The organism is Clostridium carnis (assembly GCF_054657435.1).
Genome location: NZ_BAAHYS010000001.1, coordinates 596,176 through 621,362, shown reverse-complemented (window position 1 = coordinate 621,362; position 25,187 = coordinate 596,176). Strand labels below are relative to the sequence as shown.

The 25,187-nt window shown below is 27.7% G+C and carries 24 protein-coding genes; 15 read left to right on the top strand and 9 right to left on the bottom strand.

Annotated elements, in window-relative coordinates; translation table 11 throughout:
• Positions 1–10: 10 nt before the first annotated feature.
• From ACYQ1T_RS03045 to ACYQ1T_RS03035, 3 genes are read left to right on the top strand one after another with little or no spacing between them, the layout of a single operon-like run.
• On the top strand, positions 11–616 hold the full coding sequence (locus ACYQ1T_RS03045; RefSeq protein ID WP_459831618.1) for a sugar transferase: 606 nt from the start codon (positions 11–13) through the stop codon (positions 614–616).
• A 13-nt stretch (positions 617–629) separates the two neighbouring features.
• A complete protein-coding gene (locus ACYQ1T_RS03040) occupies positions 630–1,712 on the top strand; it encodes a Gfo/Idh/MocA family protein (RefSeq protein WP_459831616.1) in 1,083 nt (360 codons plus the stop codon).
• A gap of 43 nt (positions 1,713–1,755) precedes the next feature.
• Positions 1,756–2,877 carry a glycosyltransferase family 4 protein gene (locus ACYQ1T_RS03035; RefSeq protein WP_459831613.1) on the top strand — a complete coding sequence of 374 codons (1,122 nt, stop codon included), beginning with the start codon at positions 1,756–1,758 and terminating at the stop codon, positions 2,875–2,877.
• 49 nt (positions 2,878–2,926) lie between these two features.
• On the opposite strand, the gene brnQ is transcribed toward ACYQ1T_RS03035, so the two are convergent.
• Complete coding sequence (gene brnQ / locus ACYQ1T_RS03030) at positions 2,927–4,192, bottom strand: branched-chain amino acid transport system II carrier protein (protein WP_459831611.1); 1,266 nt, start codon at positions 4,190–4,192, stop codon at positions 2,927–2,929.
• 324 nt (positions 4,193–4,516) lie between these two features.
• Here brnQ and ACYQ1T_RS03025 point away from each other — a divergent pair, with 324 nt between their 5' ends.
• Positions 4,517–5,407 (top strand): DapH/DapD/GlmU-related protein, encoded by an 891-nt coding sequence (locus ACYQ1T_RS03025; protein ID WP_459831609.1) that lies wholly within the window; start codon positions 4,517–4,519, stop codon positions 5,405–5,407.
• A gap of 95 nt (positions 5,408–5,502) precedes the next feature.
• Positions 5,503–6,372 carry a UTP--glucose-1-phosphate uridylyltransferase GalU gene (gene galU / locus ACYQ1T_RS03020; protein WP_459831607.1) on the top strand — a complete coding sequence of 290 codons (870 nt, stop codon included), beginning with the start codon at positions 5,503–5,505 and terminating at the stop codon, positions 6,370–6,372.
• 34 nt (positions 6,373–6,406) lie between these two features.
• On the opposite strand, the gene ACYQ1T_RS03015 is transcribed toward galU, so the two are convergent.
• Complete coding sequence (locus ACYQ1T_RS03015) at positions 6,407–7,639, bottom strand: O-antigen ligase family protein (protein ID WP_459831604.1); 1,233 nt, start codon at positions 7,637–7,639, stop codon at positions 6,407–6,409.
• Between the two features lie 249 nt (positions 7,640–7,888).
• On the opposite strand from ACYQ1T_RS03015, the gene ACYQ1T_RS03010 reads away from it, so the two are divergent.
• Positions 7,889–9,001 carry an ABC transporter ATP-binding protein gene (locus ACYQ1T_RS03010; protein ID WP_459831601.1) on the top strand — a complete coding sequence of 371 codons (1,113 nt, stop codon included), beginning with the start codon at positions 7,889–7,891 and terminating at the stop codon, positions 8,999–9,001.
• A gap of 33 nt (positions 9,002–9,034) precedes the next feature.
• On the opposite strand, the gene trpS is transcribed toward ACYQ1T_RS03010, so the two are convergent.
• From trpS to ACYQ1T_RS02990, 4 genes are all read right to left on the bottom strand, one after another.
• A complete protein-coding gene (trpS, locus tag ACYQ1T_RS03005; protein WP_459831599.1) occupies positions 9,035–10,042 on the bottom strand; it encodes a tryptophan--tRNA ligase in 1,008 nt (335 codons plus the stop codon).
• 142 nt (positions 10,043–10,184) lie between these two features.
• Positions 10,185–10,343, bottom strand: a complete 159-nt coding sequence (locus ACYQ1T_RS03000) for a hypothetical protein (RefSeq protein WP_459831597.1) — start codon at positions 10,341–10,343, stop codon at positions 10,185–10,187.
• A gap of 307 nt (positions 10,344–10,650) precedes the next feature.
• Positions 10,651–10,806 carry a zinc-ribbon domain-containing protein gene (locus ACYQ1T_RS02995; protein WP_008677523.1) on the bottom strand — a complete coding sequence of 52 codons (156 nt, stop codon included), beginning with the start codon at positions 10,804–10,806 and terminating at the stop codon, positions 10,651–10,653.
• A 203-nt stretch (positions 10,807–11,009) separates the two neighbouring features.
• Positions 11,010–12,101, bottom strand: a complete 1,092-nt coding sequence (locus tag ACYQ1T_RS02990) for a GerAB/ArcD/ProY family transporter (protein WP_459831594.1) — start codon at positions 12,099–12,101, stop codon at positions 11,010–11,012.
• 99 nt (positions 12,102–12,200) lie between these two features.
• On the opposite strand from ACYQ1T_RS02990, the gene ACYQ1T_RS02985 reads away from it, so the two are divergent.
• The 4 genes from ACYQ1T_RS02985 to ACYQ1T_RS02970 all read left to right on the top strand — a co-directional run bounded on the left by ACYQ1T_RS02985 (position 12,201) and on the right by ACYQ1T_RS02970 (position 16,654).
• Positions 12,201–13,634 carry a spore germination protein gene (locus ACYQ1T_RS02985; protein WP_459831591.1) on the top strand — a complete coding sequence of 478 codons (1,434 nt, stop codon included), beginning with the start codon at positions 12,201–12,203 and terminating at the stop codon, positions 13,632–13,634.
• The gene (locus ACYQ1T_RS02980; protein ID WP_459831589.1) at positions 13,612–14,730 is read left to right on the top strand and encodes a Ger(x)C family spore germination protein; all 1,119 of its coding nucleotides are present in this window, start codon (positions 13,612–13,614) and stop codon (positions 14,728–14,730) included. The genes ACYQ1T_RS02985 and ACYQ1T_RS02980 overlap by 23 nt, the downstream gene beginning before the upstream one ends.
• Positions 14,731–14,887: 157 nt before the next feature.
• A complete protein-coding gene (locus ACYQ1T_RS02975) occupies positions 14,888–15,967 on the top strand; it encodes a sensor domain-containing diguanylate cyclase (protein WP_459831587.1) in 1,080 nt (359 codons plus the stop codon).
• A gap of 273 nt (positions 15,968–16,240) precedes the next feature.
• Entirely contained in the window at positions 16,241–16,654 is a 414-nt protein-coding gene (locus ACYQ1T_RS02970; protein WP_459831585.1) for a hypothetical protein, read from the top strand.
• A 91-nt stretch (positions 16,655–16,745) separates the two neighbouring features.
• Here ACYQ1T_RS02970 and ACYQ1T_RS02965 read toward each other — a convergent pair whose 3' ends face one another.
• The 3 genes from ACYQ1T_RS02965 to ACYQ1T_RS02955 form a co-directional block, all read right to left on the bottom strand.
• The gene (locus tag ACYQ1T_RS02965; RefSeq protein WP_459831582.1) at positions 16,746–18,026 is read right to left on the bottom strand and encodes an aspartate aminotransferase family protein; all 1,281 of its coding nucleotides are present in this window, start codon (positions 18,024–18,026) and stop codon (positions 16,746–16,748) included.
• A 10-nt stretch (positions 18,027–18,036) separates the two neighbouring features.
• Complete coding sequence (locus ACYQ1T_RS02960) at positions 18,037–19,962, bottom strand: peptidase U32 family protein (protein WP_459831579.1); 1,926 nt, start codon at positions 19,960–19,962, stop codon at positions 18,037–18,039.
• Between the two features lie 61 nt (positions 19,963–20,023).
• Positions 20,024–20,374 carry a proteasome assembly chaperone 4 family protein gene (locus ACYQ1T_RS02955; protein WP_459831576.1) on the bottom strand — a complete coding sequence of 117 codons (351 nt, stop codon included), beginning with the start codon at positions 20,372–20,374 and terminating at the stop codon, positions 20,024–20,026.
• Positions 20,375–20,711: 337 nt separating this feature from the next.
• On the opposite strand from ACYQ1T_RS02955, the gene ACYQ1T_RS02950 reads away from it, so the two are divergent.
• The 5 genes from ACYQ1T_RS02950 to ACYQ1T_RS02930 are packed head-to-tail and all read left to right on the top strand — an operon-like array spanning position 20,712 to position 25,143.
• Positions 20,712–22,157 (top strand): menaquinone biosynthesis decarboxylase, encoded by a 1,446-nt coding sequence (locus tag ACYQ1T_RS02950; protein ID WP_459831573.1) that lies wholly within the window; start codon positions 20,712–20,714, stop codon positions 22,155–22,157.
• Complete coding sequence (locus ACYQ1T_RS02945; protein ID WP_459831571.1) at positions 22,147–23,016, top strand: UbiA-like polyprenyltransferase; 870 nt, start codon at positions 22,147–22,149, stop codon at positions 23,014–23,016. Before ACYQ1T_RS02950 ends, ACYQ1T_RS02945 begins: the two co-directional genes overlap by 11 nt.
• 25 nt (positions 23,017–23,041) lie before the next feature.
• Complete coding sequence (locus ACYQ1T_RS02940; protein WP_459831568.1) at positions 23,042–23,623, top strand: UbiX family flavin prenyltransferase; 582 nt, start codon at positions 23,042–23,044, stop codon at positions 23,621–23,623.
• Positions 23,624–23,644: 21 nt separating this feature from the next.
• Positions 23,645–24,400 (top strand): ABC transporter ATP-binding protein, encoded by a 756-nt coding sequence (locus tag ACYQ1T_RS02935; protein WP_459831565.1) that lies wholly within the window; start codon positions 23,645–23,647, stop codon positions 24,398–24,400.
• On the top strand, positions 24,400–25,143 hold the full coding sequence (locus tag ACYQ1T_RS02930; protein ID WP_459831562.1) for an ABC transporter permease: 744 nt from the start codon (positions 24,400–24,402) through the stop codon (positions 25,141–25,143). Before ACYQ1T_RS02935 ends, ACYQ1T_RS02930 begins: the two co-directional genes overlap by 1 nt.
• Positions 25,144–25,187: the final 44 nt, after the last annotated feature.

Genomic DNA, 25,187 nt, shown 5'->3' with positions numbered 1-25,187 from the left:
GAAGTAATTAATGAGTAAATTTAATCAAGCTATTAAAAGAATATTTGATTTTGTTGCATCACTAATAGGGATAATAATATTATCACCAATATTTATAGTAGTTAGTATAGCTATAAAGCTTGACTCTAAAGGTGAAATATTATTTTTACAAAAAAGAGTTGGAAAAGATGGAAAAGAATTTAATATTTATAAATTTAGAACTATGGTTACTGATGCAGAAAAGCTAGGAAAACAAATTACTGTAGGAAAAGATAATAGAATAACTAAGACAGGGGCTTTTCTTAGAAAGTTTAAGATTGATGAATTGCCACAGTTATTTAATGTATTAAAGGGAGACATGAGTTTAGTTGGACCTAGGCCAGAAGTTCCTAAATATGTTGCTTTATATAATAATGAGCAAAGAAAAGTACTATTAGTAAGACCAGGTATTACTGATTTAGCTTCCTTAAGATATAAGGATGAAAATGAGATATTAGGAAAGGTTGATAATCCTGAAGAGTATTATATTAATGTAATTATGAAGGATAAACTAGAGCTAAATTTGGAGTATATTGAAAAGAGTAATTTATTTTTTGATATAGCGTTAATTTTAAAAACTATAATTAAATGTATATAAGGTGGTATATATTATGAAAAAACTTAAATTTGCAATAATTGGATGTGGAAGAATTTCATATAAACATGTAGAAGGATTAGTAGAAAATAAGGATATAGCAGAATTAGTAGCAACATGTGATGTGAAAGTAGAACTTGCAGAAGCTAAAAAAGCAGAATATTTAACAAAGATGGAAGATGATTCATTACATGTTGGTGTTTATGAAGATTACAAGGTAATGCTTAATGAGGAAGATATTGATGTAGTAACAATAGCTACAGAAAGTGGCTATCATGCAGAAATAGCTATATATTGTATGAATAAAGGAAAGCATGTAATAGTAGAAAAGCCTATGGCTATGTCTATAGATGATGCAAATGAAATGATAGAAGTAGCTAAAAAGAATAATGTAAAACTTTCAGTTGCTCATCAAAATAGATTTAATAAGCCTATACAAAAGCTTAGAGAAGCAGTAGAAAATAATAAGCTTGGCAGAATAATGAATGGTACAGCTAGAATACTTTGGAGAAGAGATGAGAACTACTATAAGCAAGCTCCATGGAGAGGAACTTGGGATTTAGATGGTGGTACTTTAATGAATCAATGTATACATAATATTGATTTACTTCAATGGATGGTAGGTTCAGAAGTAGAAAGAGTATATTCAGAATGTGATACTTTCAGAAACCCTATAGAAGGAGAAGATTTTGGAGCTATAGTTATTAGATTTAAAAATGGAGCTATAGGAATAGTTGAAGGAAGTGCAGTAGTATATCCTAAGAACTTAGAAGAAACTTTAAGTGTATTTGGAACAGAAGGTACTGTAGTAATTGGTGGATTAGCTGTTAATGAACTTAAGACATGGAGATTTGAAGGCGAGGATGAAGAAGCTGCAAAATCTGATTTACAAGTTCAAATAGATAGCGTTTATGGAAAAGGTCATACTCCTTTATTTAAGGATGTTGTAGAAGCTATAAATGAGGATAGAAAACCATATGTAAGTGGAGAAGATGCAATAGTACCACTTTCAATAATATTAGCAGCGTATAAATCAAGAAAAACAGGAATGCCTGTAAATTTCCCTTTTAATAACTTTTCAAGTTCTGATATGAAGTAATATTAGAATATTTTAGGCAGCATTGAAAGGGGATGGTGATTGGATGAATAGAAGAAAAATATGTCATATTTCCACAGCTCACTCTGAAAATGATAATAGAATTTTATTTAAGGAATGTAGTAGCCTAAAAAATGCAGGATATGATGTTTATTTTATAGTTACTAGTGATAAAGAAAAAAAAATTAATGGAGTTAATATAACTCCATTAACAAATAATAGTAGTAGACTTTATAGAATGTTTTTTAAGAGAAAAGAGGCTTATAAAAAGGCTTTAGAATTAAATGCTGATATATACCATTTTCATGATCCAGAATTAATAGCTTTAGGTGTAAAATTAAAAAAGGCAGGTAAAAAAGTAATATATGATGTACATGAAGACATGCCGAAGCAAATATTATCTAAAAGTTATTTAGGCCCTTTATGGATTAGAAAAATAATATCTAAAGGATTTAATAAATATGAAAAAATTAATGCAAAAAAGTTTGATGGAATAGTAACTATATTGGACGAATTGAAGGATAAGTTTAAGTTATATAATAGTAACTCAATAACAATAAAAAATTATGCTATTAAGGATGTAATATATAAATCTAAGTCTAAAGAGCGTAATATTGATTCTAATAAATTTGTTATACTATATATAGGTTCTATAACACGTATTAGAGGTGTAAAGGAAATTATAAGAGTTACAGAAAGATTTAAAGGACAAGTTGAATTATGGTTAATTGGAACTTGGGAAACAGAAGAACTGAAAAAAGAATGTGAGAATCTTAGCGGATATAAATATACAAAATATTTTGGAGTTTTTAATAGTAACGAATTATATACTTATGTAAAAGCAGCTGATCTTGGTATAAGTACTTTACATCCAACACCAAATTATAAAAAATCAATTCCTACCAAAGTTATAGAATATATGGCTTGTGAGCTTCCAGTAGTATTGTCAAATTTTGAATATTGGAAAGCATTATTTGGTGATGTAGGAATATATGTAGATCCATTAAACATAAATGATATTGCAGATGCTATTAATTATTATATACATAATAAGCAAGAGCGAAAAATAATAGGTAAACAAAATAAGAAAATATTTGAAGAGAAATTCTCTTGGGACACTGAGGAAAAGAAGTTGTTGGAATTATATGAGAATTTATATTTAAATTAATATAGAAATAAAAATGCTATGAAGTTAAACTTCATAGCATTTTTATTTCTTATATATTTTTTGTAGTACTATTTTCCTTAAAAACTATATAGCCTATTAATATAGCTATTAAAGTTGGAAGAACCCAACCAAAGCCTATTGATGCTAAAGGTATAAAGCTTAAGTTTAATCCAGGAATAGCAAGTAACAATCCAAATACTAATGATGTATAAACTCCTAATCTTACAGCTTTTAAATTTGTTAGATATTTAGAGAAAATAGTTATAGCTATTAATGTAATTGCTACAGGATATAGAATATTTAAAACAGGAACAGAAAGTTTAACTATTTTATCTACACCTAGACAAGCAATAAATAAACTGATTACTGAAAGTAAAATAGCATTAAATTTAAATGGTAATCTACCTTTAGAAACACTTTCAAAGAAAGTAGAACCAGCGTCTAATAATCCAATAGAAGTAGTTAAACAAGCAAGGCCCATTGCAATACCTATAAGAGTAGACCCCATATTACCTAATACTGATTTAGAAATAAAAAGTAATAAACCAGTTTTTCCAATATCATTTGGAGCTATTTCTACAGTTTGAGCACCTAAATACATAAGTCCGCCATATACAAAGGCTAATCCAACAACTGCAACTAAACTAGATTTTAGTATCATTGAAGGTATTTCTTTACCTTTATATCCTTTTTCCTTTAAAGATATAGTAATAATACTTGCAAATAATAGTGCAGCTAAGGCATCCATAGTTTGGTATCCTTCAAGTAAAGCTGTTGGCAGAACAGAAGTAGCACCAGTATCCACAATTGATCCTATAGGCATAAAGACACCTTTTAATACAATAGCAGTTAAAATAACTAATAAAGCAGGTGTTAAATATTTACCTATAGTATTAATTATTGATTTACTACCTAGTACAAAATATAAATTAATTAAAAAATATACAGCCATTACTACAAAAGCAGGTATATTAGGGAAAAATGGATTAATTGATATTTCAAATGTAGTAGCAGCAGTTCTTGGAATAGCAAGCATTGGACCAATTGCTATAAATATCATGGCAGTACAAGCTATTGCAAATTTTTTTCCAACTCTACCAGCTAAAGTTTCAAAGGTTCCATCACCTTTAGAACAAGCAATAATAGCAAGTAATGGAAGACCAACACCAGTAAGTATAAATCCGATTGTTCCTATAAAAAATTCACTTCCCAGCTTGTTTCCTAAAAAACCAGGGAAAATTAAGTTTCCAGCTCCAAAAAACATGGAGAATAATGCAAACCCAACTATAATTGAGTCACGTGTACTCTTCTTCATATGTTAATTACCTTCTTTCCTATATAAATTATATAAATAATATTAATACTTTTCTTTAATACAAATATAAAGTTTTCAGATTAGTTCTTTAAAAATAGAATTATAAGTAGAAATAACTATCAGAAAAAACATGAATATAATGATAAATTACTAAAAAAAGTATAATTATTTTAAACAAATGTCAAACAACATATTGATATATTATCACGAATTTCTAACAAATTCAACAAATTATTAGATTTATTATTAAGAAAATAATTGGTATAATTAAAATAATATAAAAAAACAGCATAAAAATTAATAAACTGTTACGGAGGTTATTTTATGAAATTATCTGGAATACATAAATTAATAAATGGAGCAAATCTTTTAGAAGATGGAGAATTTACATCTCTTGGTTTAGCTGTATCTAAATGTGAAGAAAAATTACTTTCATTTATAGAAAGTGAAAAATATATAAGTGGTCTTGGAGAAAATATAACTTGTTTAATTACTACAAAAGAGCTTGGAGAAAAATTAAAAGAGAAATATGGAGTTATAATATGTGATTCTCCAAGAAGTTCTTATTTTAAGCTTCATAATGAGTTAAGTAAAAGAAAAGAATATATTAGAGAAGAATTTGAAACTATAGTAGGTGAAAATTGCAACATTAGTAATTTAGCATCTATAAGTAACAAGAATGTAAAAATAGGTAACAATGTAAAAATAGAAGAATTTGCAGTAATAAGAGAAAATACAGTAATAGGTGATAATGCAATAATTAGAGCTGGAGTTATACTTGGTGGAGAAGGTTATGAATATAAAAGAGTAGATGGAATTGTAATGAATGTTAATCATTGTGGTGGAGTTATTATAGAAAATAATGTTGAAGTCCAATATAATTCATGTATAGATAAAGCTTTATATACTTGGGACAATACAATAATAGGGGAGTACTCTAAGTTAGATAATTTAGTTCATATAGAACATGGTGTAAAGATTGGAAAGAGATGTTTAATTGCTTCAAGAACAACTTTTGGGGGGAGAACTATAATAGGCGATGATTCATGGGTAGGTTTAGGGGCTATAATTTCTAATGGATTAGTACTTGGAAGTAAGGTTAGTATTAGTTTAGGCTCAGTAGTTACAAAGGGGCTAAAGGATAGTGAAAAAGTTTCTGGGAATTTTGCAATAAATCATGAAAAATTTATAAATTTTGTTAAAAAAATAAGATAGTTTGTATATGTGAAAGTTGTTTATAATACTATTTTATGGTAGTATTATAAATGATTATATTATGTAAAGAATAATTGAAAATGAGAGGGATAGTAATGAAAGTAAGAAAAGCTATTATACCAGCAGCAGGTCTTGGAACTAGATTTTTACCTGCAACTAAAGCTCAACCAAAAGAAATGTTACCAATAGTTGATAAGCCAACTATACAATATATTATAGAAGAAGCAGTAGCATCTGGTATAGAAGAGATACTTATAATAACAGGAAGAAATAAAAAATGCATTGAGGACCATTTTGACAAATCAGTAGAACTTGAAATGGAACTTGAAAAAAACAATAAATCAGAATTGTTAGAGCTTGTAAGAGATATTTCTGATATGGTTGATATACATTATATAAGACAAAAAGAGCCAAAGGGATTAGGTCATGCTATATATTGTGCTAAAGCTTTTGTAGGTAATGAACCTTTTGCAGTTTTATTAGGAGATGACGTTGTTGATTCTGAAACTCCATGTTTAAAACAATTAATGGATTGTTATAGAGAATATAAAACTTCAATACTAGGAGTTCAAACTGTTAATAATGAAGACGTTAGCAAGTATGGTATAGTTGATGGGCTTCATATAGAAGATAGAGTGTACAAAGTAAAAGATTTAGTTGAAAAACCAGCTAAGGAAGAAGCTCCAAGTAATGTAGCTATATTAGGTAGATATATAATTACTCCACAAATATTTGAAATACTAGGAAATACTAAACCAGGAAAAGGTGGAGAAATCCAACTTACTGATGCATTAAAGACTTTAATGGAAAATGAAGCTATGTATGCATATAATTTTGAGGGTAGAAGATATGATGTTGGAGATAAACTAGGTTTCTTAGAGGCAACTATAGAATTTGCTTTAAAAAGAGATGAATTAAAAGCATCATTTATTCAATATTTAAATTCAAAACCTTGGGAAAAATAATAAAAAAGGAGCATTTTAATGCTCCTTTTTGTTATCAAAAAATATTACTTTTATTTTGTCGTATTCGTTTATATCCATTAATTATAGCAAGTAAGATAAACATAGTAACCATAACCTTAGGTGTACCGTAATATGAATCTAAAATATTCATGGATTGAAAAGCTACAAAGCCTACAAAGCCTCCAATAAGAACAACCTTTATAAGTTCATCATTTTCATTTTTCATAATTTTATATAATGTAAAAATTGATATAGCAAGAAATAAAATAAATGCTATAGATCCAAATACACCAAGTTCAACTTGAAATTTTAATAATGCATTATGTGGGTGAAGTGGTTTTAAGCTTTCTCTTACAAAATAAGAAGGATTACTTTCTAAATATATAGGATAATTAAAACCATAATTCTCATATCCAATTCCAAATAACTGCTTATCATTATTTATCATAATTTTAGTAAGCTTCCATATATTTAATCTTGAGCTATTTTGAGACATATCAAATATATCTAAAATTCTAACTCGTGTTTGAGGAATAATAAATAAAATCACAGGAAATATTACTGAAAATATTATATATCTTTTATTATATAATAAAAATACTAATAAAATCCCAGCAACTAATGCAAGTAATGCATTTCTAGATTGTGATACGATTATGTTAAATAATAATAATAATGTAGATATACCAAATATTATTTTTATATTTCTATTTTTAGCTTTAATTAATATCATAATAAAAATAAATATTAAAAGAATACTATAAGCACCTAGATTATTTGGGTTTTCAAGTGTAGAAGTTATTCTATGATGCATATCTACATGATTTCCAAGAATAATAATACTCGCAACTTGAATTAATGAAATTATACTTACAATAATAGAAGTAGTTAAAAATGTAAAAAATACAGCTCTAAGCTGTTTCATATTCTTTAATGAATATGAAATTAAGTAGAATATAAATAAATATAATGTAAATCTTATACTATGTGTAATAGAAGATCTTTTATCTAGAGCTACTATAGTTGAAAAATACATAAGAGTATTTAATACTAATAAGCTTAAGAAAATTTTATCTTTAAAAATTATCTTTAAATTATTTAAAACTAATTTACGCTCCTTCTTAAATATTACAAATCCTATAACTTGTAATAAAACTAATAAATATAGGATTATATCAGAGCTTATTTTGCCATAACTTGGTAATAATGGCGAAAGCATAATAAAAATTAAAATTAATAAATTAATTGTTTTTTTATAAACATTCATAATTAAAAAACCTCTTAAATTTGATATTTATTATAATTATAGAATTAATAAATTTTTATGTCAATAAATCAGAAGATAGCTCACATTATGTATGCAGTTAGAATATAAAAAGATTAACTTATGTATATGTTTGCACAAAAAAAACATATCAAATTTGTGAATTGTGCGAATAGATTTCAAGTTAGAAAAGGGTTACAATTAAGACAAGATAAAACTTAGAGATAAGTTAAAACAAGGGGGAATTGAGAAATGGCAAATTTATCATTAAAACACATTTACAAAATATATTCAGGAGATGTAACTGCAGTTAGCGATTTTAATTTAGAAATAGAGGATAAGGAATTTATAGTATTCGTAGGACCATCTGGATGTGGTAAGTCAACAACATTAAGAATGATAGCGGGACTTGAAGAAATATCAAAAGGTGAATTATATATAGACGAAAAGCTAGTTAATGATGTTGCACCAAAGGATAGAGATATAGCGATGGTATTCCAAAACTACGCATTATATCCACATATGACTGTATATGAAAACATGTCATTTGGATTAAAACTTAGAAAGATGCCAAAGCAAGAAATAGATCAAAAAGTTAGAGAAGCAGCAAAAATACTTGATATAGAACATTTATTAGAAAGAAAACCAAAGGCTTTATCAGGAGGTCAAAGACAAAGAGTTGCATTAGGAAGAGCGATAGTAAGAGAACCTAAAGTATTCTTAATGGACGAACCTTTATCAAACCTTGATGCTAAACTAAGAGTTCAAATGAGAACTGAAATAGCAAAGCTACACAATAAGTTACAAACAACATTTATATATGTAACACATGACCAAACAGAAGCTATGACAATGGGTACAAGAATAGTTGTTATGAAAAATGGTTTAGTACAACAAGTTGCTAGCCCACAAACTATTTATGATCATCCAGCAAACATATTCGTTGCAGGCTTTATAGGAAGTCCTCAAATGAACTTTATGGATGTTAAGGTAGTTGATAAAAATGGAGAAATGAGATTAGAATTTGGTAATGAATCTATCTTACTTCCAGAAGAAAAGGCTAAGGTAGCAAGAGATAAGGGATATGTAGGTAAAACTATAGTTATGGGGATAAGACCAGAAGATATGGATGATGATGAAGCATTTATAAAAGCTCATCCAGAATGTGTTATTAAGGCAAAGGTAGAAGTTACAGAATTAATGGGAGCTGAAAGTTATATCTATATTACAAAAGATGGTGTTTCAATGACTGCAAGAGTTAATGGAAGCACTAAGTTAAAATCAGGCTCAGAAGCAAACTTTGCACTAAAAACAAGCGCTATTCATTTATTTGATAAAGAAACAGAACTTACTATATTAGATTAATAAAAAAGCAAGGCATAAAGCCTTGCTTTTATTTTATCTTGGTATTAAACCAATTTTCTTTTGCATCTTTCTAAGAACCTTATTTGCAACATAATTTGCTTTATCTGCACCAGACTTATATATTTCTTCAAGATATTTCTTGTTAGAAAGAAGTTCATTAACTTTTGCTTGAACAGGAGCAAGCTCTTCTATTATAGCTTCAGCAGCATCCTTTTTAAGATCTGCATAGCCTTTTCCTTTATAGAACTCAACTAACTCTGAAGGCGTAGAACCTTTTATTGCACAAATAATATCAATTAAGTTCTTAACTCCTGGCTGTTCAGCGCAGTAGTTTATAACACCAATACTATCAGTAACAGCTCTAGAAACCTTCTTTCTAATAACTTCTGGTGGATCCATAATTAATATATATGAATTTGCATTATCATCTGATTTTGACATTTTCTTAGTTGGATCTTGAAGACTCATTACTTTAGCTCCAACCTTAGGAATATAAGGATCTGGTACCTTAAATGTTGGACTGTAAGTATTATTAAATCTATTTGCAATATCTCTTGATAATTCTAGATGTTGCTTTTGATCTTGGCCAACAGGAACTAAATCAGTATTATATAAAAGTATATCAGCTGCCATAAGTACAGGATAAGTAAATAATCCAGCACAGATAGAATCACCATATCTTTGAGATTTATCTTTATATTGAGTCATTCTACTAAGTTCACCCATATATGTGTTACATGTTAAAAGCCATGCACATTCACTATGAGCAGGAACATGAGATTGAATAAATAAAGTATTTTTTTCAGGAACTATTCCGGAAGCTATATAAATAGCAAGAACTTCAAGTGTTCTTTTTCTTAAGTCTTTAGGTTCTTGTCTAACAGTTATAGCATGTAAGTCAACTACACAAAAATAACAATCGAATTCATCTTGAAGAGATACCCAATTTTTTATAGCTCCTAAATAATTGCCTAAAGTAAGTTCTCCAGATGGTTGAATTCCACTAAAGATAACCTTTTTGTTTTCTATAGTATTTTCCACGTATAAGCACTCCTTTCATATGTGCATTAGTAAAAATTATAATCAATTTAACGTATACATTTAATTATAAATTTTACTAGTTTTTATGTCAACATAAGGTAATGCTACTGCTTGGTTCAAAATGATATTTAAATTAATGTAATTATCTTATCTTACTTTTATTTGGAGAAAATATATCTACTAAAACTAAAAGCATAGAAATAATTAAAATAACATTTATAGAGGTAATAGAAAATTTGAATATTACTCCTATAATAAAAAAAGCTACTAATAATGCTAAAATAACATTTAAATATTTCACTAAATAACCGCTGTCATAAATCTAAAACTCTTACTTAATTTATTTTTATATTGTTAATACTTTAAATAGACAACGGTTTTCACCACCTTTCTCAAACTATAGTTTGCCTAATTCAATTATTTTTTATTCTTTAAGTAAACATACGTAGCTTTTAGAAAATGATTAAGTTAGCTATAATTTAGATAGTTTTAATATAATTTCTTAAGAAAAATAAGAGAGATAAGAAAGATAAGAAAAATAAGAAAGATAAATAATATAAAAAAACAAAAAAGCTAACCTTAGGGTTAGCTTTTAAAAATAACAGAAATTATCTTCTGTTGTTTTGTGCTTTTCTAGCTCTTCTGCAATCGATGCATCTTACTGGTTCGTTATCGAATCCTTTTTCTTTGTAGAATTCTTGTTCTCCAACTGTGAAAACAAATTCCTTACCGCAATCTTTACAAATGATTTTCTTATCTTCCATTTTAAAATCCTCCTTAAAATTCATAGGGATTAAACTTGATAACTTTCTTACCTTAGACCTTTGAATTTTAAGGGAAAGGAATCAGTATCGAAATTTTACCTATATATTTAAATTTTCATGTTTATTATAACATAAAAAAAAATTATTGCAATCATTTACTTGAAATTAATTTAATTATTTATATTTAATTAATTTTCTTACTTTTATATAACATTATTGCTATTATTCTTCTTATTATTTTTAATATAGTAAGTTATAAATATAATGAAAGGAATAAGAAAATAGCATATAAGATTAATTACTTGAGCATATTTTAAAATATCATAAAGTATATAATTATTGCGTCCAAGAAAATTAGATAATACAAATACTAAAAATGTATATATACCAATAAATAGTTTTTTATTAGTAATAATATTTTCACATATAAGTAGTATGCTGTAAGTTGATAAAATGTACTTAATAAAGAAGCCTAAAACTATTTGAACTATAAAAAACATTTCTCCAAATTCAAGAAAACCAGCAACTTCAATTCTTTGGCTTAATACAAATTCTGGATAAAATATGTTAGAAGATCTAATTGGTCCAAAGGCAGTAATTACCCCTAATATAGATAAAATAACAATAGCACAAGTTATAATGCATGCATAAAAGCTATGAGATTTTATATGTTGATATTTTTTTACGTGCTTCATAAAAGGAAGTACTATTACAAAGGATGAAAGGGAACCTAATATTAATAAAGCTGAAAAAATCAAGTCATTATTTATACCCTTTCCTAAAACAGGAAGCAAATTATTTATTTCTTGATACCTTTGAGTTAATACAAAAAGCACTATTGAATTTAATAATAAAGTAAATACTCCAACTAAAATAAAAATTAGAATAGTTCGTAGCTTTTTATTTAGTAAAAATAAAGATGGTATAAGGAAGAATATTAAAGCATACCACACAGGAGTATCTAAAAATATAGTTGAGTGTAGAGCGTTAGCTTCTACAGCACAAGATTCAATAGATGTTAAAAATAAATTAATACAAAATATCATAAGTAAAAACTTACCTAAGATACCTGAAAAAGAATTAGTAACTATTTTGCAAAAATCATATGTGTTAGTAGTTTTACAAACATTTACTACAAATAAAGCGTATGCAGTAAAGGCAATGGATGCTACTAATGCTGCAATCCAAGTATCTCTTCCCCCTAATTCAATAAATATTGATGGATAAGTTTTTAAAGAGATAAAGGTTACGCCTATTATAAATAATATAAAATGTTTACTAGATAATTTGTTCATTTCTTCACCCCGTTTAATTTTCTATTACATAAAGATAGTATTAGCAAATTAATGAATATTAAACAAAATTTTAAGAGATAATATCTTTAGGTGATGTATATGAATAATTTAGAATATGTAAAAGAAAAACTTAAAAATTCTTTTGATGTAAAATATAGGTCTATTCAAACGGTACTTGGTAAAGCTACACTAGTATTTATAGATGATTTGTGTAATAGCGAAATGATAAGTGAATACGTAGTTCTACCATTAAGAGGCTTTGGTGAGTTATATCCAAATAAGGGATCAATAAACTCTCTTCAAGAAGTCTTAGAAAATGCATTAGATATAAATGCAGCTGGCATAGCAAAGGATAATGATGATGCAGTAATGCATATATTATCAGGAGATCCAATTGTTATATTTGAAGGATTTAAAGAAATCTTATATGTAGAAGCAAAGGGATTTCCAGTAAGAAGTGTTGGTACACCAGAAACGGAATCAGTTTTAAAAGGACCAAGAGAAGGTTTTAACGAGCTTATAGTAAATAATGTAGCGTTAATAAGAAGAAGAATAAAAAATCCAGATTTAAAATTTGAGGCTATAGTCGTAGGAGAAAAATCTAAAACTGCTGTTGCAGTATGTTATATAGATGGAATTGCTCCTTCAAATTTAGTAGATGAAATAAAAGAAAAGGTTAAAAATCTAGATATAAGGTTTATATTAGATACAAACTATATAGAAGATGCTTTAAAAAAACAAAATAGCTTCTTTGATACAGTTGGATATACAGAAAAGCCAGATGAAGTTAGTGCTAAGCTTTTAGAAGGCAGAGTTGGAGTTATAGTAGATGGAACACCATTTGTTATAACAGTACCTTATTTTTTCCTAGAAAACTTTCAAATGCCAGATGATTATTATGTAAATAGATATTATACAAATTTTAACCGTATGTTAAGATGGTCAGCATTTTTTATTGCTGCATTTGTACCAGCACTATATGTTGCTATAATGACGTATCATTTTGCAATGATACCATCTATGTTTATGTTTAGACTTGCAGTATCAAGAGCAGGAGTACCATTTCCAACATTTTTAGAAGTAATAGTAATGATGCTTGCTTTCCAATTTATAAAAGAAGCAGGGCTTAGATTGCCACAGCCAATAGGAGGAGCAATGAGTATAGTTGCAGCCTTAATTTTAGGTGATGCTGTAGTAGGAGCTGGTATAGCTTCAAGAATAACAATAATTATAGTAGCTTTAAGTACCCTTGCATATTTCTTAATACCTAAGCTTTATGGAGCAGTATCATTTTGGGCTATAATACTTGTTATTTTTTCAGCAGCCTTTGGAATACCAGGTTTTTTATGTGGTGCAATACTTTTAACAGTTCAACTTGCAGAACTTGAATCAGTAGGATATCCATTTTTATTTCCAATTGGAACAATTAGTGAATATAAATTTAAAGATGTAGTTCTAAGAGGGAAATTAAATAGAATTTCACAAAATATAATTAAAAGAGGTAAAAAGGATGAAGATAAAGAAACTAACTAAATGTTTTATTATATTTTTAATTCCATTACTTCTTGGTGGATGCTTTAATTATAAAGATATAAATAAAGTAACATTTGCAACAAGCATAATCTTTGACACAGATGATTTTGGAAACGCTGTTGTATATTTAGATTGTGTTAAGCCATATAGAAGTACAAATGAAAGCTCAGATAAAGGGCGAAGAATAATTTATAAAGGTGTTGGTAAAACAGCATTAGAAGCTTTAAAGGATATTAATATGGCATCAAGTTTTGAAATAAATTATTCTCAAAATAGAGCATATATATTTACAGAAAAAGCAGGAAGAAAAGGAATAAAAAAATATATAGATTTAATAAATAATAATCAACAATTTCAAGTAAAACCCGATATGTTCTTATATTCAGGAGATGTTGAAGAATTATTAAAGGTTACTTCTAGTGATGAAGAATATTTAGGGTTATATTTAGAGGAACTTGTTCATAGAAATAAAAGAAACCCTAGAGCTATGCAAGCAAATGTAAATGATTATTTAAGTAATTCACTAATGGGAAGTAATACAGAAGTTATAGGCGTTATAGAAATAAGAAAAGATGCTTTAGATAAAAAAGTTGAAATAGGAGGAGGGGCTATTTTAAAAAATAATGCTCTTGTTGAGAAAATATCAACTAGTGATGCATTAAGTTACAATATTTTAATGGATAATGTTAATGGTGGAACTTTAGAGTTACCAAACCCACAATCACAAAACACATTTATAACATTAGAAATACTATCAAATAAAACACAAAGCGATTTAAAATATGATGGCAATGAAATAAAGCTAATAAAAAATATAGAAATGAAAGTATCAGTAGCAGAAAGTCAAGAAAGATTAATTGTAGATAGAGAACTTTTAAAGTACATAAAAGAAATAAAGGAAAAAGAAATACAAGGACATCTTGACTATATATTTAAAAAGTATAAAGAAGAAAATTTAGATGTATTTGGGATAGAAAGGTTAGTAGATATTCATTATCCTAAGGAGGATATTTCAAGTCCTATTGGAATAACCAATTTAGAAGTAAATGTAGATTTATTAATAGAAGGAACAGGGGTTATAAGGGATAGTTTATAAAAGTTATTGAAATAATCTTTAAAGAACAATCTATTGAAATTTAAAAGGAAATAAAGTAATATTATGGTATAGATTATATAAAATTTATATGCGAGAATATGAGAGAGTAAAATGGGTGAATTCGATTCATACGAGTAGATTGTCAATAGGGGGAAGTATGGACGATTATATGGAAAAGTATAACAAATTAAAAGAAACTTTTCAAAGATATCAAAAATTAACTGAAGAAAAAATTCAAGAGTTAAGTGCTGAGAATATTCAGTTTGAAAAGAATCTAGATATGCTTTCTAATGTAATATTAATAAGTAACTATGTAAATTCTAATTTAAGTAGTAGTAATATTATTCCAATGATAAATGATATGATTATAGGAATTCTAGGAGTAACTCAATCAACTATATACTTATTTGAGGGTAGTAAATTCGTAATAAAAGCAACAAATGGAAGTAGAGAAAGCATAGTTCTTACAGATCAATGTAAAAAATATATAAATAAACATAAAACCTTTATAATAAATTCAAAGGAGCCAATTGTAAAAAGCGATGATAGTTATAAAGAAATTCATTCAAGAATGGGAGTTCCAATAAAGGTAAGAGATAGGTTTATTGGATATATAATAGCTGATCATACATTATATAATTTTTTAACAGAATTCCATGAAATCTTTTTAAATTCTATAGCAAGTCAAATAGCAATAGCAATAGAAAACTCCATTTTATATAGAAAGATAGAAAAAGCAGCAAGACGTGATGCTTTAATTGGAATATATAATAGGAAGACTTTTTTTGAAGTTGCAGAAAAAAGAATTATGGAAAAAGCAAACGAAAAATATGCATTAGTTATGATTGACTTAGATAATTTTAAAGAAACTAATGATACCTATGGCCATCAATTTGGAGATTTAGCCTTAAAAAATACAGCGAACTTAATAAGGTCAATGTTAAAGTCTAAAGACATTATTGCTAGATATGGTGGAGAAGAATTTATATTATATATAAACAATGTTGAATCTTTTGAAAACGTATATGTAGAAATAGATAAAATAAGAAAAGCTATTTCGGAGAGTATAATATCAAAGGAAGATATAAGTAAAAGTATAACAGCAAGCTTTGGTTTAAGCTTTTATCCTGAAGATGGAGAGAATTTAGACAAAGTAATAAAAGTGGCTGATAAACTGTTATATAATGCAAAACATGCAGGAAGAAATAAAGTTATTAGTTCACATTTATTTAGATAAATAAGTAAGGGGCTGTCGTCCTAAGAATAAATACTACAATATATAGTGTTATATTTAAATTTATAAAACACTATATATTGTAGCATCTTAATGCGACATCTCCTTTTTTCTTTAGAAAATTATATTAAAATAAGGAAATATTTAAAATATTAAAGTAAATGACAAGAGACTAAAGAATAAAATAAATAAGAATATTTGTAAATATTTTCAAAACAAAAGAATATATATAAATCAAGGGAATAAAAAATTCTATTAAAGAGGAGTGTGGGTCCAATGATTCAAATTTTTTGTGCAAGTAGAGGTGCAGGAAAAACTAAAAGATTAATAGAGCTTGCAAACAATCATTTAAATGAAGTAAAAGGAGTATCTGTTTATATTGATGATGATTCACGACCAATGAGACAGTTAAGAAGAGATATAAGATTTATAGATACTAAAGAACTAGGAATTAATGATTGTGAAAGTTTTTATGGATTAATTTGTGGAGTTATTTCTCAAAACTATGATATAGAAAATATATATATAGATGGTCTATCAAATATTGCAAACTGTTCCATTAATGAAGCTACACATCTATTTGGCCGCTTAAAGGAATTCTCACATAAGTTTAAAGTGAATTTATTTATTAACCTAAATTGTGATGACAGAGAAGAACTACCAGACTTTATAAAAGAGTATGTTGCTTAATTAGTATATCAAATGGAGCCACTAAGTGAATTTAAAAAATAAGCTGAGTTAGATTTTTTAAAAGTCTAACTCAGCTTTATAGCATCTCGAATTATAAGTACAATTCACTAAGGGCAGAATCTAATCCTCCTATTAGGAAGTCAATATCATTTTCAGCAATAACAAGTGGTGGTTGGAATGCTAGTACGTTTCTACCTATTCCATTTTTACCTACTAGTATTCCTTTATCTTTAAGTGATTCTAATATTAAATCAGTTTCCTCACTTGCAGCTTCACCATTTTCTAATGTAAGTTCAGCTCCAAGCATAAGTCCAAGGCCTCTTACATCATGAATAATTGGATATTTTTCTTTTAGTTTAAGAAGTTCATTTTTTAATTTATCTCCAAGTACTTTCGATTTTAAAACAAGGTTATTATTTTCTATATAGTCTAAAACAGCCATTGCAGTAGCAGAACAAACAGGATTACCACCTAAAGTTGAAGCAGATGGCTTAGTAAAGGATGCTGCAATTTTATCATTAGTACAAAAAGCAGATATTGGCATACCATTTCCTAAAGCTTTTGCAACTGTTATTATATCTGGAACTACATCAAAGTTTTCTATAGCAAACATTTTACCAGTTCTTGCAAAACCAGTTTGAACTTCATCTATAATTAATAAGATATTATTTTTTTCAAGTAATGCTTTAAGCTTTTTAAAGTACCAAAGCGGAGGAGTTATTATTCCACCATTACCTTGAATTGGTTCTGCAATTAATGCAGCAATTTTATCTGCACCTTTTTCATTTATAGCATCTTCAATAGACTTTAATGAGTTTTCAGAAGCTTCTTCAAGAGAAAGTTCTTTATCAAAGGAATTTTTAACTATAGTAACTGATATATCAAGATTTGGATCGCTTCTCCACATTGGTATTGCAGTAGCACTCATAGTTAAGAATGTTCTTCCATGAAGACCATTTGTTAAACATAATATATCATTTTTACCTGTATATAATCTTGCTAAAAGAATAGCACCTTCATTTGCTTCAGAACCAGTACAACAGAAAAATGAACGAGTAATATTTCCAGGTAATATTTTTGAAAGTTTTTCTGCTAAATCTACAACAGGTTGATTTAAGTAAATACTTGTTGTGTGTTGTAAAGTTTGCATTTGCTTTATAGTTGCTTTTAATATTTCAGGATTACAATGACCACAGTTCATTACAGAAACTCCAGCAAAAAAGTCTAAATATTTTTTTCCATTAGAATCAAAAAGATATTGCATTTCACCTTTTACTATTTGTGGAGGATTTTTATAAAAGTGATAAGAGCAAGGCATTAAATATTCTTTTTTCTTTTCTATTATTTTCTCAGGTCCTATAAAGTTACTCATAATTTCCTCCTTAATTAAATTGGAATGCACCTAAAGTGAAACCAGCATTTTTATATTTTAAATTATTAAATATTTCATCACATTTATCTAAGTTATTTAAAGCTTCCTTATATGCTTTTACAACAACTCTTAAAGTATCTATATCATAATGACATCCTTCTATTCTAAAGCTTTCAACACCTAAAGAAGAGAATTCCTTTAAAAATGGTAAATAGCAAAGTTCTTTAGCTAACATCATATGATTTTTTCCAGTATTATCTTTATAAATAGGATGTTCAGTTCCTTTTTCATCTACTAAAACTAAAACTTCATTTTTAACATACTTATTATCTTCTTTTCCAGAGGCTTCTAAAACTTCAGTATTTTCATATAAATCATGACTCATAAACATTACAACAGGTGAACCATGAACAATTACTTCAACAGGAATTTTAGATTTTTCTATTGCAGCTTTTGTATCCTTAGCTGGAGTTTCTGCTGAAATAGTAGCCATAGAAATTCCTTGTTTTTTATAAAAGCTTGTTGCTTCAGAATTATATATATTCATAGAGTAATCTCCAATAATAGGTAACCCTAGAGACTTAAATCTATAAGCAGCACCAAGATTTGTAGCTAATATTCCATCTATATTTAAATTAGTTGATTTAAGTAAATGTGTGTACTTTGAAAAATCTTCTTCAAACATCATTCTAGGTAAACCTAAATAAACCTTTGTATTCTTTTTATTTTTAGTTATATTTAATATATCATTTTTACCAAAAGGTTTATTTGGAATAAACACATCACCAGAAAGATAAACAGCATCTACACCTTCTTCTATTGCAGCTAAAGCTTGCTCAGTTGAGTTAACCTTTATAGCAAGTTTAGGAGAAGAAGTTATAGTAGAGTTTGAAGCTAAATCATCTTTTACTAAATTAATTCTATCATAACTTATTTCTATTTCTTCTATAGGAGTACTAAATACTTTACCAGTACTATAGAATTTTCCAGTTCCTTCGTAACGAGTATTTATATTTTTAAGTCCTGGATTTCCAAAGGCATAAGCTGTAGATAAATCTCTCTTACGATTTTCAAATATATCTTCAGAATGAAGCTTTCTATCATAATTAATAGGATCATCTATATATCTATCTATAGCATTACTATATTGATTTATAAGCTTAACTAAATAGTCAGAATCTCTCATTCTTCCTTCAATTTTAAAAGAAACAACTCCAGCTTCGATCATTTCAGGTAAATGCTCATACATATACATATCTTTAACAGCCATAGGATAGGTTGTTTTATAAACTAATCCATCTTTTTTCATTTCATAATGCCAACGGCAAGGCTTCATACATCTACCTCTACTACCGCTTTTACCAAATAACATTCCGCTATAAAGACATTGAGCACCATGAGCTACACACATATCGCCATGAGCAAAGTATTCAAATTCCATATCAGTTTTAGAATGAAGTAATTTAATTAAATTTAAATCTATATCTCTTGAAGTAACTACTCTTGTAACACCAAGTTCCTTTAAAGCATTAATAGTTTCTAAATTATGTACATTCATCATTACAGAAGAGTGGACAGTCAAATTTAAGTTTAAATCTTTTATTAGTTCTAAAATACTAAAATCTTGAACTATTAAAGCATCTGGTTTAGCAGTTTCTAAAAATTTTAAATATTCTTTAGCTTCTTCCACTTCATCATTGCTTAAAAGGTTATTAACTGTAATATAAACCTTTTTACCTAAAGAGTGAGCAATAGAAATAGCTTCAATTATTTCTTCATTTGTAAGATTATAATCTTTTCTATGCATACGCATATTAAGCTTTTTACCGCCAAAATAAACGGCATCAGCACCACTTTTTATAATATCTTTAAATATTTCGAAAGTACCAGCAGGAGCTAGTAATTCAACTTCTTGTCCATTAAAATATCTACTCATTATAAAACCTCCAAGTTATAGTAAAAAAACCTTTAATAATATTATATCTATAAATAATAATTTAAAACTCTGATAATATCTCATCTACAATTAATGTTATAGAGTTTAAATCCTCAAATGTTAAGTTATCTATATGAATTCCACAGCTTACAACTACAGTTACATTAAGTTTTTGTGAAAGAACCTTAGCAGCTCTTCTTGCTATTTCATCCTCTTTATGACCAGTAATAGTTAATATAGAAACAGAGGAACTAATTTTATTAGGATTAGATAAACTTGGTCTTGGAATTCCAAGAGCTACTGCACCAATATGCGGTTTATCACCACCAAAAATTGATATATTATAATCAGTACCCATTTTTATATAAGTACAGTGGATCTTATGGTTTTTAAAACTTTTTGTAATAGTCATTTATAGCAACCTCACTAATTTTTCTAATTGTTTAATTTTATAATATCTCTACAACCACTAATACAGAATATTCTAAAGTTATAATGTAATAGATGTTAAGAGTCAATTGATATAATAGCACTTTGATAAAATTTATACAAATATTTTCTTATTGCTAAAATATATATGGAAATTATGAGGGAAATTGGAATTAATATATGTAGACATTTTGTAAAACCTTGAGGAATACTTTATTGAAACAAAGAAAAAAAAGTAGTAGAATTGAAAGTACTGTATTAAAGGTAATTAACAAAATATGCTTAATACAAAGAAAATTTACATAGTAAGGGGAATTTTTATGTCATATAAAGACCTACAAACCTTTATTAAAGAACTTGAAAATAAAGGTGAATTAAAAAGAATAACTACAGAGGTAGATTCAGTTTTAGAAATAACTGAAATAACTGATAGAGTATCAAAAAGCTATGGTCCAGCTTTACTTTTTGAAAATGTAAAGGGATCAAAATATCCAGTATTAATTAATGCAATGGGTACATATGAAAGAATGTCAATGGCACTAGGTGTAGAAAAGCTAAATGATATTGGAAATGATATAGAAGAATTTATGGATATGGCTAATTATATGGGACTTATGAATAAGTTTAAGTCACTTCCAAGGTTAAGTAGAATGGCAACTGTATTTCCAATAAAGTTACCAACTAAGGGAGCCTGCCAAGAAGTTATAAATCATGATCCAGATTTAAATGAACTTCCAGTTTTAAAATGTTGGCCAGATGATGGAGGAAAGTTTATAACACTTCCATTAGTAACAACTAAAGATCCTGAAACAGGAATACAAAACATGGGAATGTATAGAATGCAGGTTTATGATAAAAACACTACAGGAATGCATTGGCATTGGCATAAAGATGGAAGAGAAATATATGAAAGTTATAAAAAGCTTGGTGGGAAAATGCCTATATCAGTAGTTTTAGGATGTGATCCAGCTATAACTTATGCAGCAACAGCACCACTTCCAAAGATGATAGATGAAATGATGTTTGCAGGATTTTTAAGAAAAGCACCTATAAAAATGGTTAAGTCTATTACAAATGATATTTATGTACCAGCAGATGCAGAGTTTGTAATAGAAGGATATGTAGATGTAAATGAAGATTTAAGAAGAGAAGGGCCATTTGGAGATCATACAGGATATTATTCATTAGCAGATGATTATCCAGTATTCCATGTAACTTGTATAACTCATAAGAAAAATCCAGTTTATCCAACAACTATAGTTGGTAAGCCACCAATGGAAGATTGTTATATGGGAAAAGCAACAGAGAGAATATTCTTGCCTCTTCTTAAAATGATGAATCCAGAAATAATAGATATAAACTTCCCACTAGAAGGAGTATTCCACAGTTGTGTAATTGTATCTATTAAAAAGAGATTCCCAGGTCATGCAAAAAAGATAATGAACTCACTTTGGGGTATGGGACAAATGATGTACACAAAGATGATTATAGTTGTTGATGAAAATATAGATCCACAAGATGTTTCAACAGTAGCTTGGAAAGTATTTAATAATATAGATGCAAAAAGAGACTTAGTAATATCAGAAGGACCTTTAGATGCTTTAGATCATGCAGCTAATATACCTTTCTATGGAAGTAGAATAGGAATAGATGCAACTAAAAAGTGGAAGAGTGAAGGACATGATAGAGAATGGCCAGATGATATAGAAATGTCAGAAGATATAAAAGAAAAAGTTAGTAGAAAGTGGGAAGAATATGGACTTTAATAAAATAAAAAAGAAAGTAACTGACTATGGAACCTTAGTTATGTTTTCCCATACTATATTTTCACTTTCCTTTGCATTAATATCAATGCTATTAGCAGGAGAAGGAAAACTATCTTTTTATACCATATTTTGGATAATAGTAGCCTTTATGGGAGCTCGTACAGGAGCAAATGCTATAAATAGAGTTATAGATGCAGAAATAGATGCTAAAAATCCAAGAACAGCAACAAGACAATTACCTCAAGGATTAATGAATAAAAATGAGATTATAGTATTTACTATAATTTGTTTTGCAGTAATGGTTTTTGCAGCATGGAAGTTAAATCCAATATGCTTAATATTATCTCCAATAGCATTATTTTTAATGACTATTTACTCATATACAAAAAGATTTACTTGGAGTTGTCATTTAGTTCTTGGAATAACATCAGCAGCAGCTCCAGTTGGAGCATGGCTTGCTGTTACAGGAAAAATTACATTACTACCATTAGTTATGGGAGCTGCTAATACCTTGTGGGTAGCTGGCTTCGATATTATTTATGGTGCCCAAGATTATGACTTCGATACTAAAAATGTAATACATTCAATTCCAGCAAGATTTGGAGTTAAAAATGCTCTTTTAATATCAAGAGTATTTCATGTAATAGCTTTAGCTTGTTTATTTGTAGTTGGTATCTTAAGTAAAGACCTTGGAGTAATATACTTTGGAGGATTATTTATAATATCAATATTATTTATAATTCAACATAAATTAGTTTCAGAAAATAACTTAACTAATGTAAAATTAGCATCTTATAATGTAAATCAAGTTATAAGTATAGTATTTTTAATTACTGGACTTATAGATGCTTTAATTTAAATAAAAAAGAAAGGAGTTTATTATTATGTCTAATAAAATTGTAGTTGGTATTACAGGAGCAAGTGGAAGTATTTATGCTAAAAGATTAATAGAAGAGCTTGTTTTAGCAGGAATACAAACTAATATAGTTAGTACTGATACTGGAAAACAAGTATTTAACTATGAGCTAGGTTTAGACTTAGAAACATGGATAAGTTCTTTAAAAGAAAAGTTTAATAATGTTAAGCTTGAAAATAATAAAAACTTATTCTCAGGTGTAGCAAGTGGCTCAAATAAATATGATGCAGTAATAATAGCACCATGTTCAATGGGAACTTTAGCTGAAATTGCTAATGGATTATCAAAAAATCTTCTTTGTAGAGCAGCAGACGTAGCTTTAAAGGAAGGAAGAAACCTTGTAATAGTACCAAGAGAAACTCCTTTTAATACTATACACTTAGAAAATATGCTTAAATTATCAAAGGTAGGAGCTACAATAATTCCAGCTATGCCAGGTTTTTATCATCACCCAGAAACAATGGAGGATTTAGTAAACTTTGTTGTTGGTAAGATATTAGATTATTTAAACATTGAAAATAAACTTTTTGAAAAATGGGAAGATAAATAACTTAGTTTAGGAGGTGATTTTTTGCTAGAAATAAAAAACTTAGCAGTAACATATAACGGAAAAGGTGAAGAAGTAAATGCATTAGGACCTATAAATATAGATATCGAAAATGGTGATATATATGCAGTTATAGGACCATCAGGATGTGGTAAATCAACATTTTTAAATGTACTTGCAGGAATAATTAAAGATTACAAGGGGGAAGTACTTTTAGATAAAGAAAAACTAACACCTTATAATAAAGTAATAGGACTTATTCCTCAAAATTCAGGACTGTTACCATGGAAAACTTGTATGGAAAACTGTATGCTTCCTTTAAAGATAAAAAAAAGAAAAGTAGATAATAATATTAAAAATAGAATTGAATATATATTTGATAAACTTAATATATCATCACTTAAACATAGATATCCAAATGAACTAAGTGGTGGACAAAGACAAAGAGTAGCAACAGCTAAGGCTTTTATTATGAATCCAGATGTACTTCTTATGGACGAGCCTTTTTCAGCCTTAGACACAATTATAAGAGAAGAGGCGCAAGAGTTATTTTTAGATATGTGGAATAAATATAAAACAACTACTGTTTTTATAACACATAGTGTAGAAGAAGCTATTTATATGGGTAAAAAAATAATAGTAATGTCAAACCACCCAGGGACGATTATAGAAAAAATAGATAACCCTTTATTTAATAAAAAGGATTTTAGAGAAGGTGAAAATTATAAGGAGCTATCTAAAAATATAAGAGAACTTATAAAGAAGGGGTGGGAAGCATAATGAAGATATTAAAAAAGTTTGGAAGCTTTATATTTGGATTTATTATATTTAATGTACTATGGCAAATAGCTTCACTAATGCTAGATACAAAAGCACTTCCAGCACCAATGGAGATTTATAGAAGCTTACCTAAACTTATAGAAAAGGATATTAATCTTCATATTGCAGCTAGTATAAATAGAATAGGATTAGGTTTAATTATTTCAATTATAATTGGAGGAATTTTAGGACTTATAATGGGGTACTCTAAAGTATGGAATAAAATATTAAATCCTTTAATTTATTTTACATATCCAATTCCAAAGATGGCTTTATTACCAGTTGTAATGATACTTTTTGGACTTGGAAATGGTTCAAAAATAACTTTAATTGTTCTTATTACAGTTTTTCAAGTAATTATAGCTGTAAGAGATGCAATATTAAATATACCAAAAGAAAGCTATAATCCTTTAATAAGCCTTGGAGCATCAAAAATACAGATATTTTTAAATGTTACAGTGCCAGCTATTATGCCAGAAATATTAACTAATTTAAGATTATCTATAGGTACTGCATTATCAGTATTATTCTTTGCAGAAAATTTTGGAACTAGTTTTGGAGTAGGATATTACATTCAAGATGCCTGGGCAAGAATAAGCTATATAGATTTATACTCTGGTATAGTTGTACTTAGCTTTATAGGGCTAGTTTTATTTTTAATTATTGATTTATTAGAAGCCTTACTTTGTAGTTGGAGAAAGTAGTTTTTATAATATAAATTGAATTAAATTAATAAAAAATTCAAAAA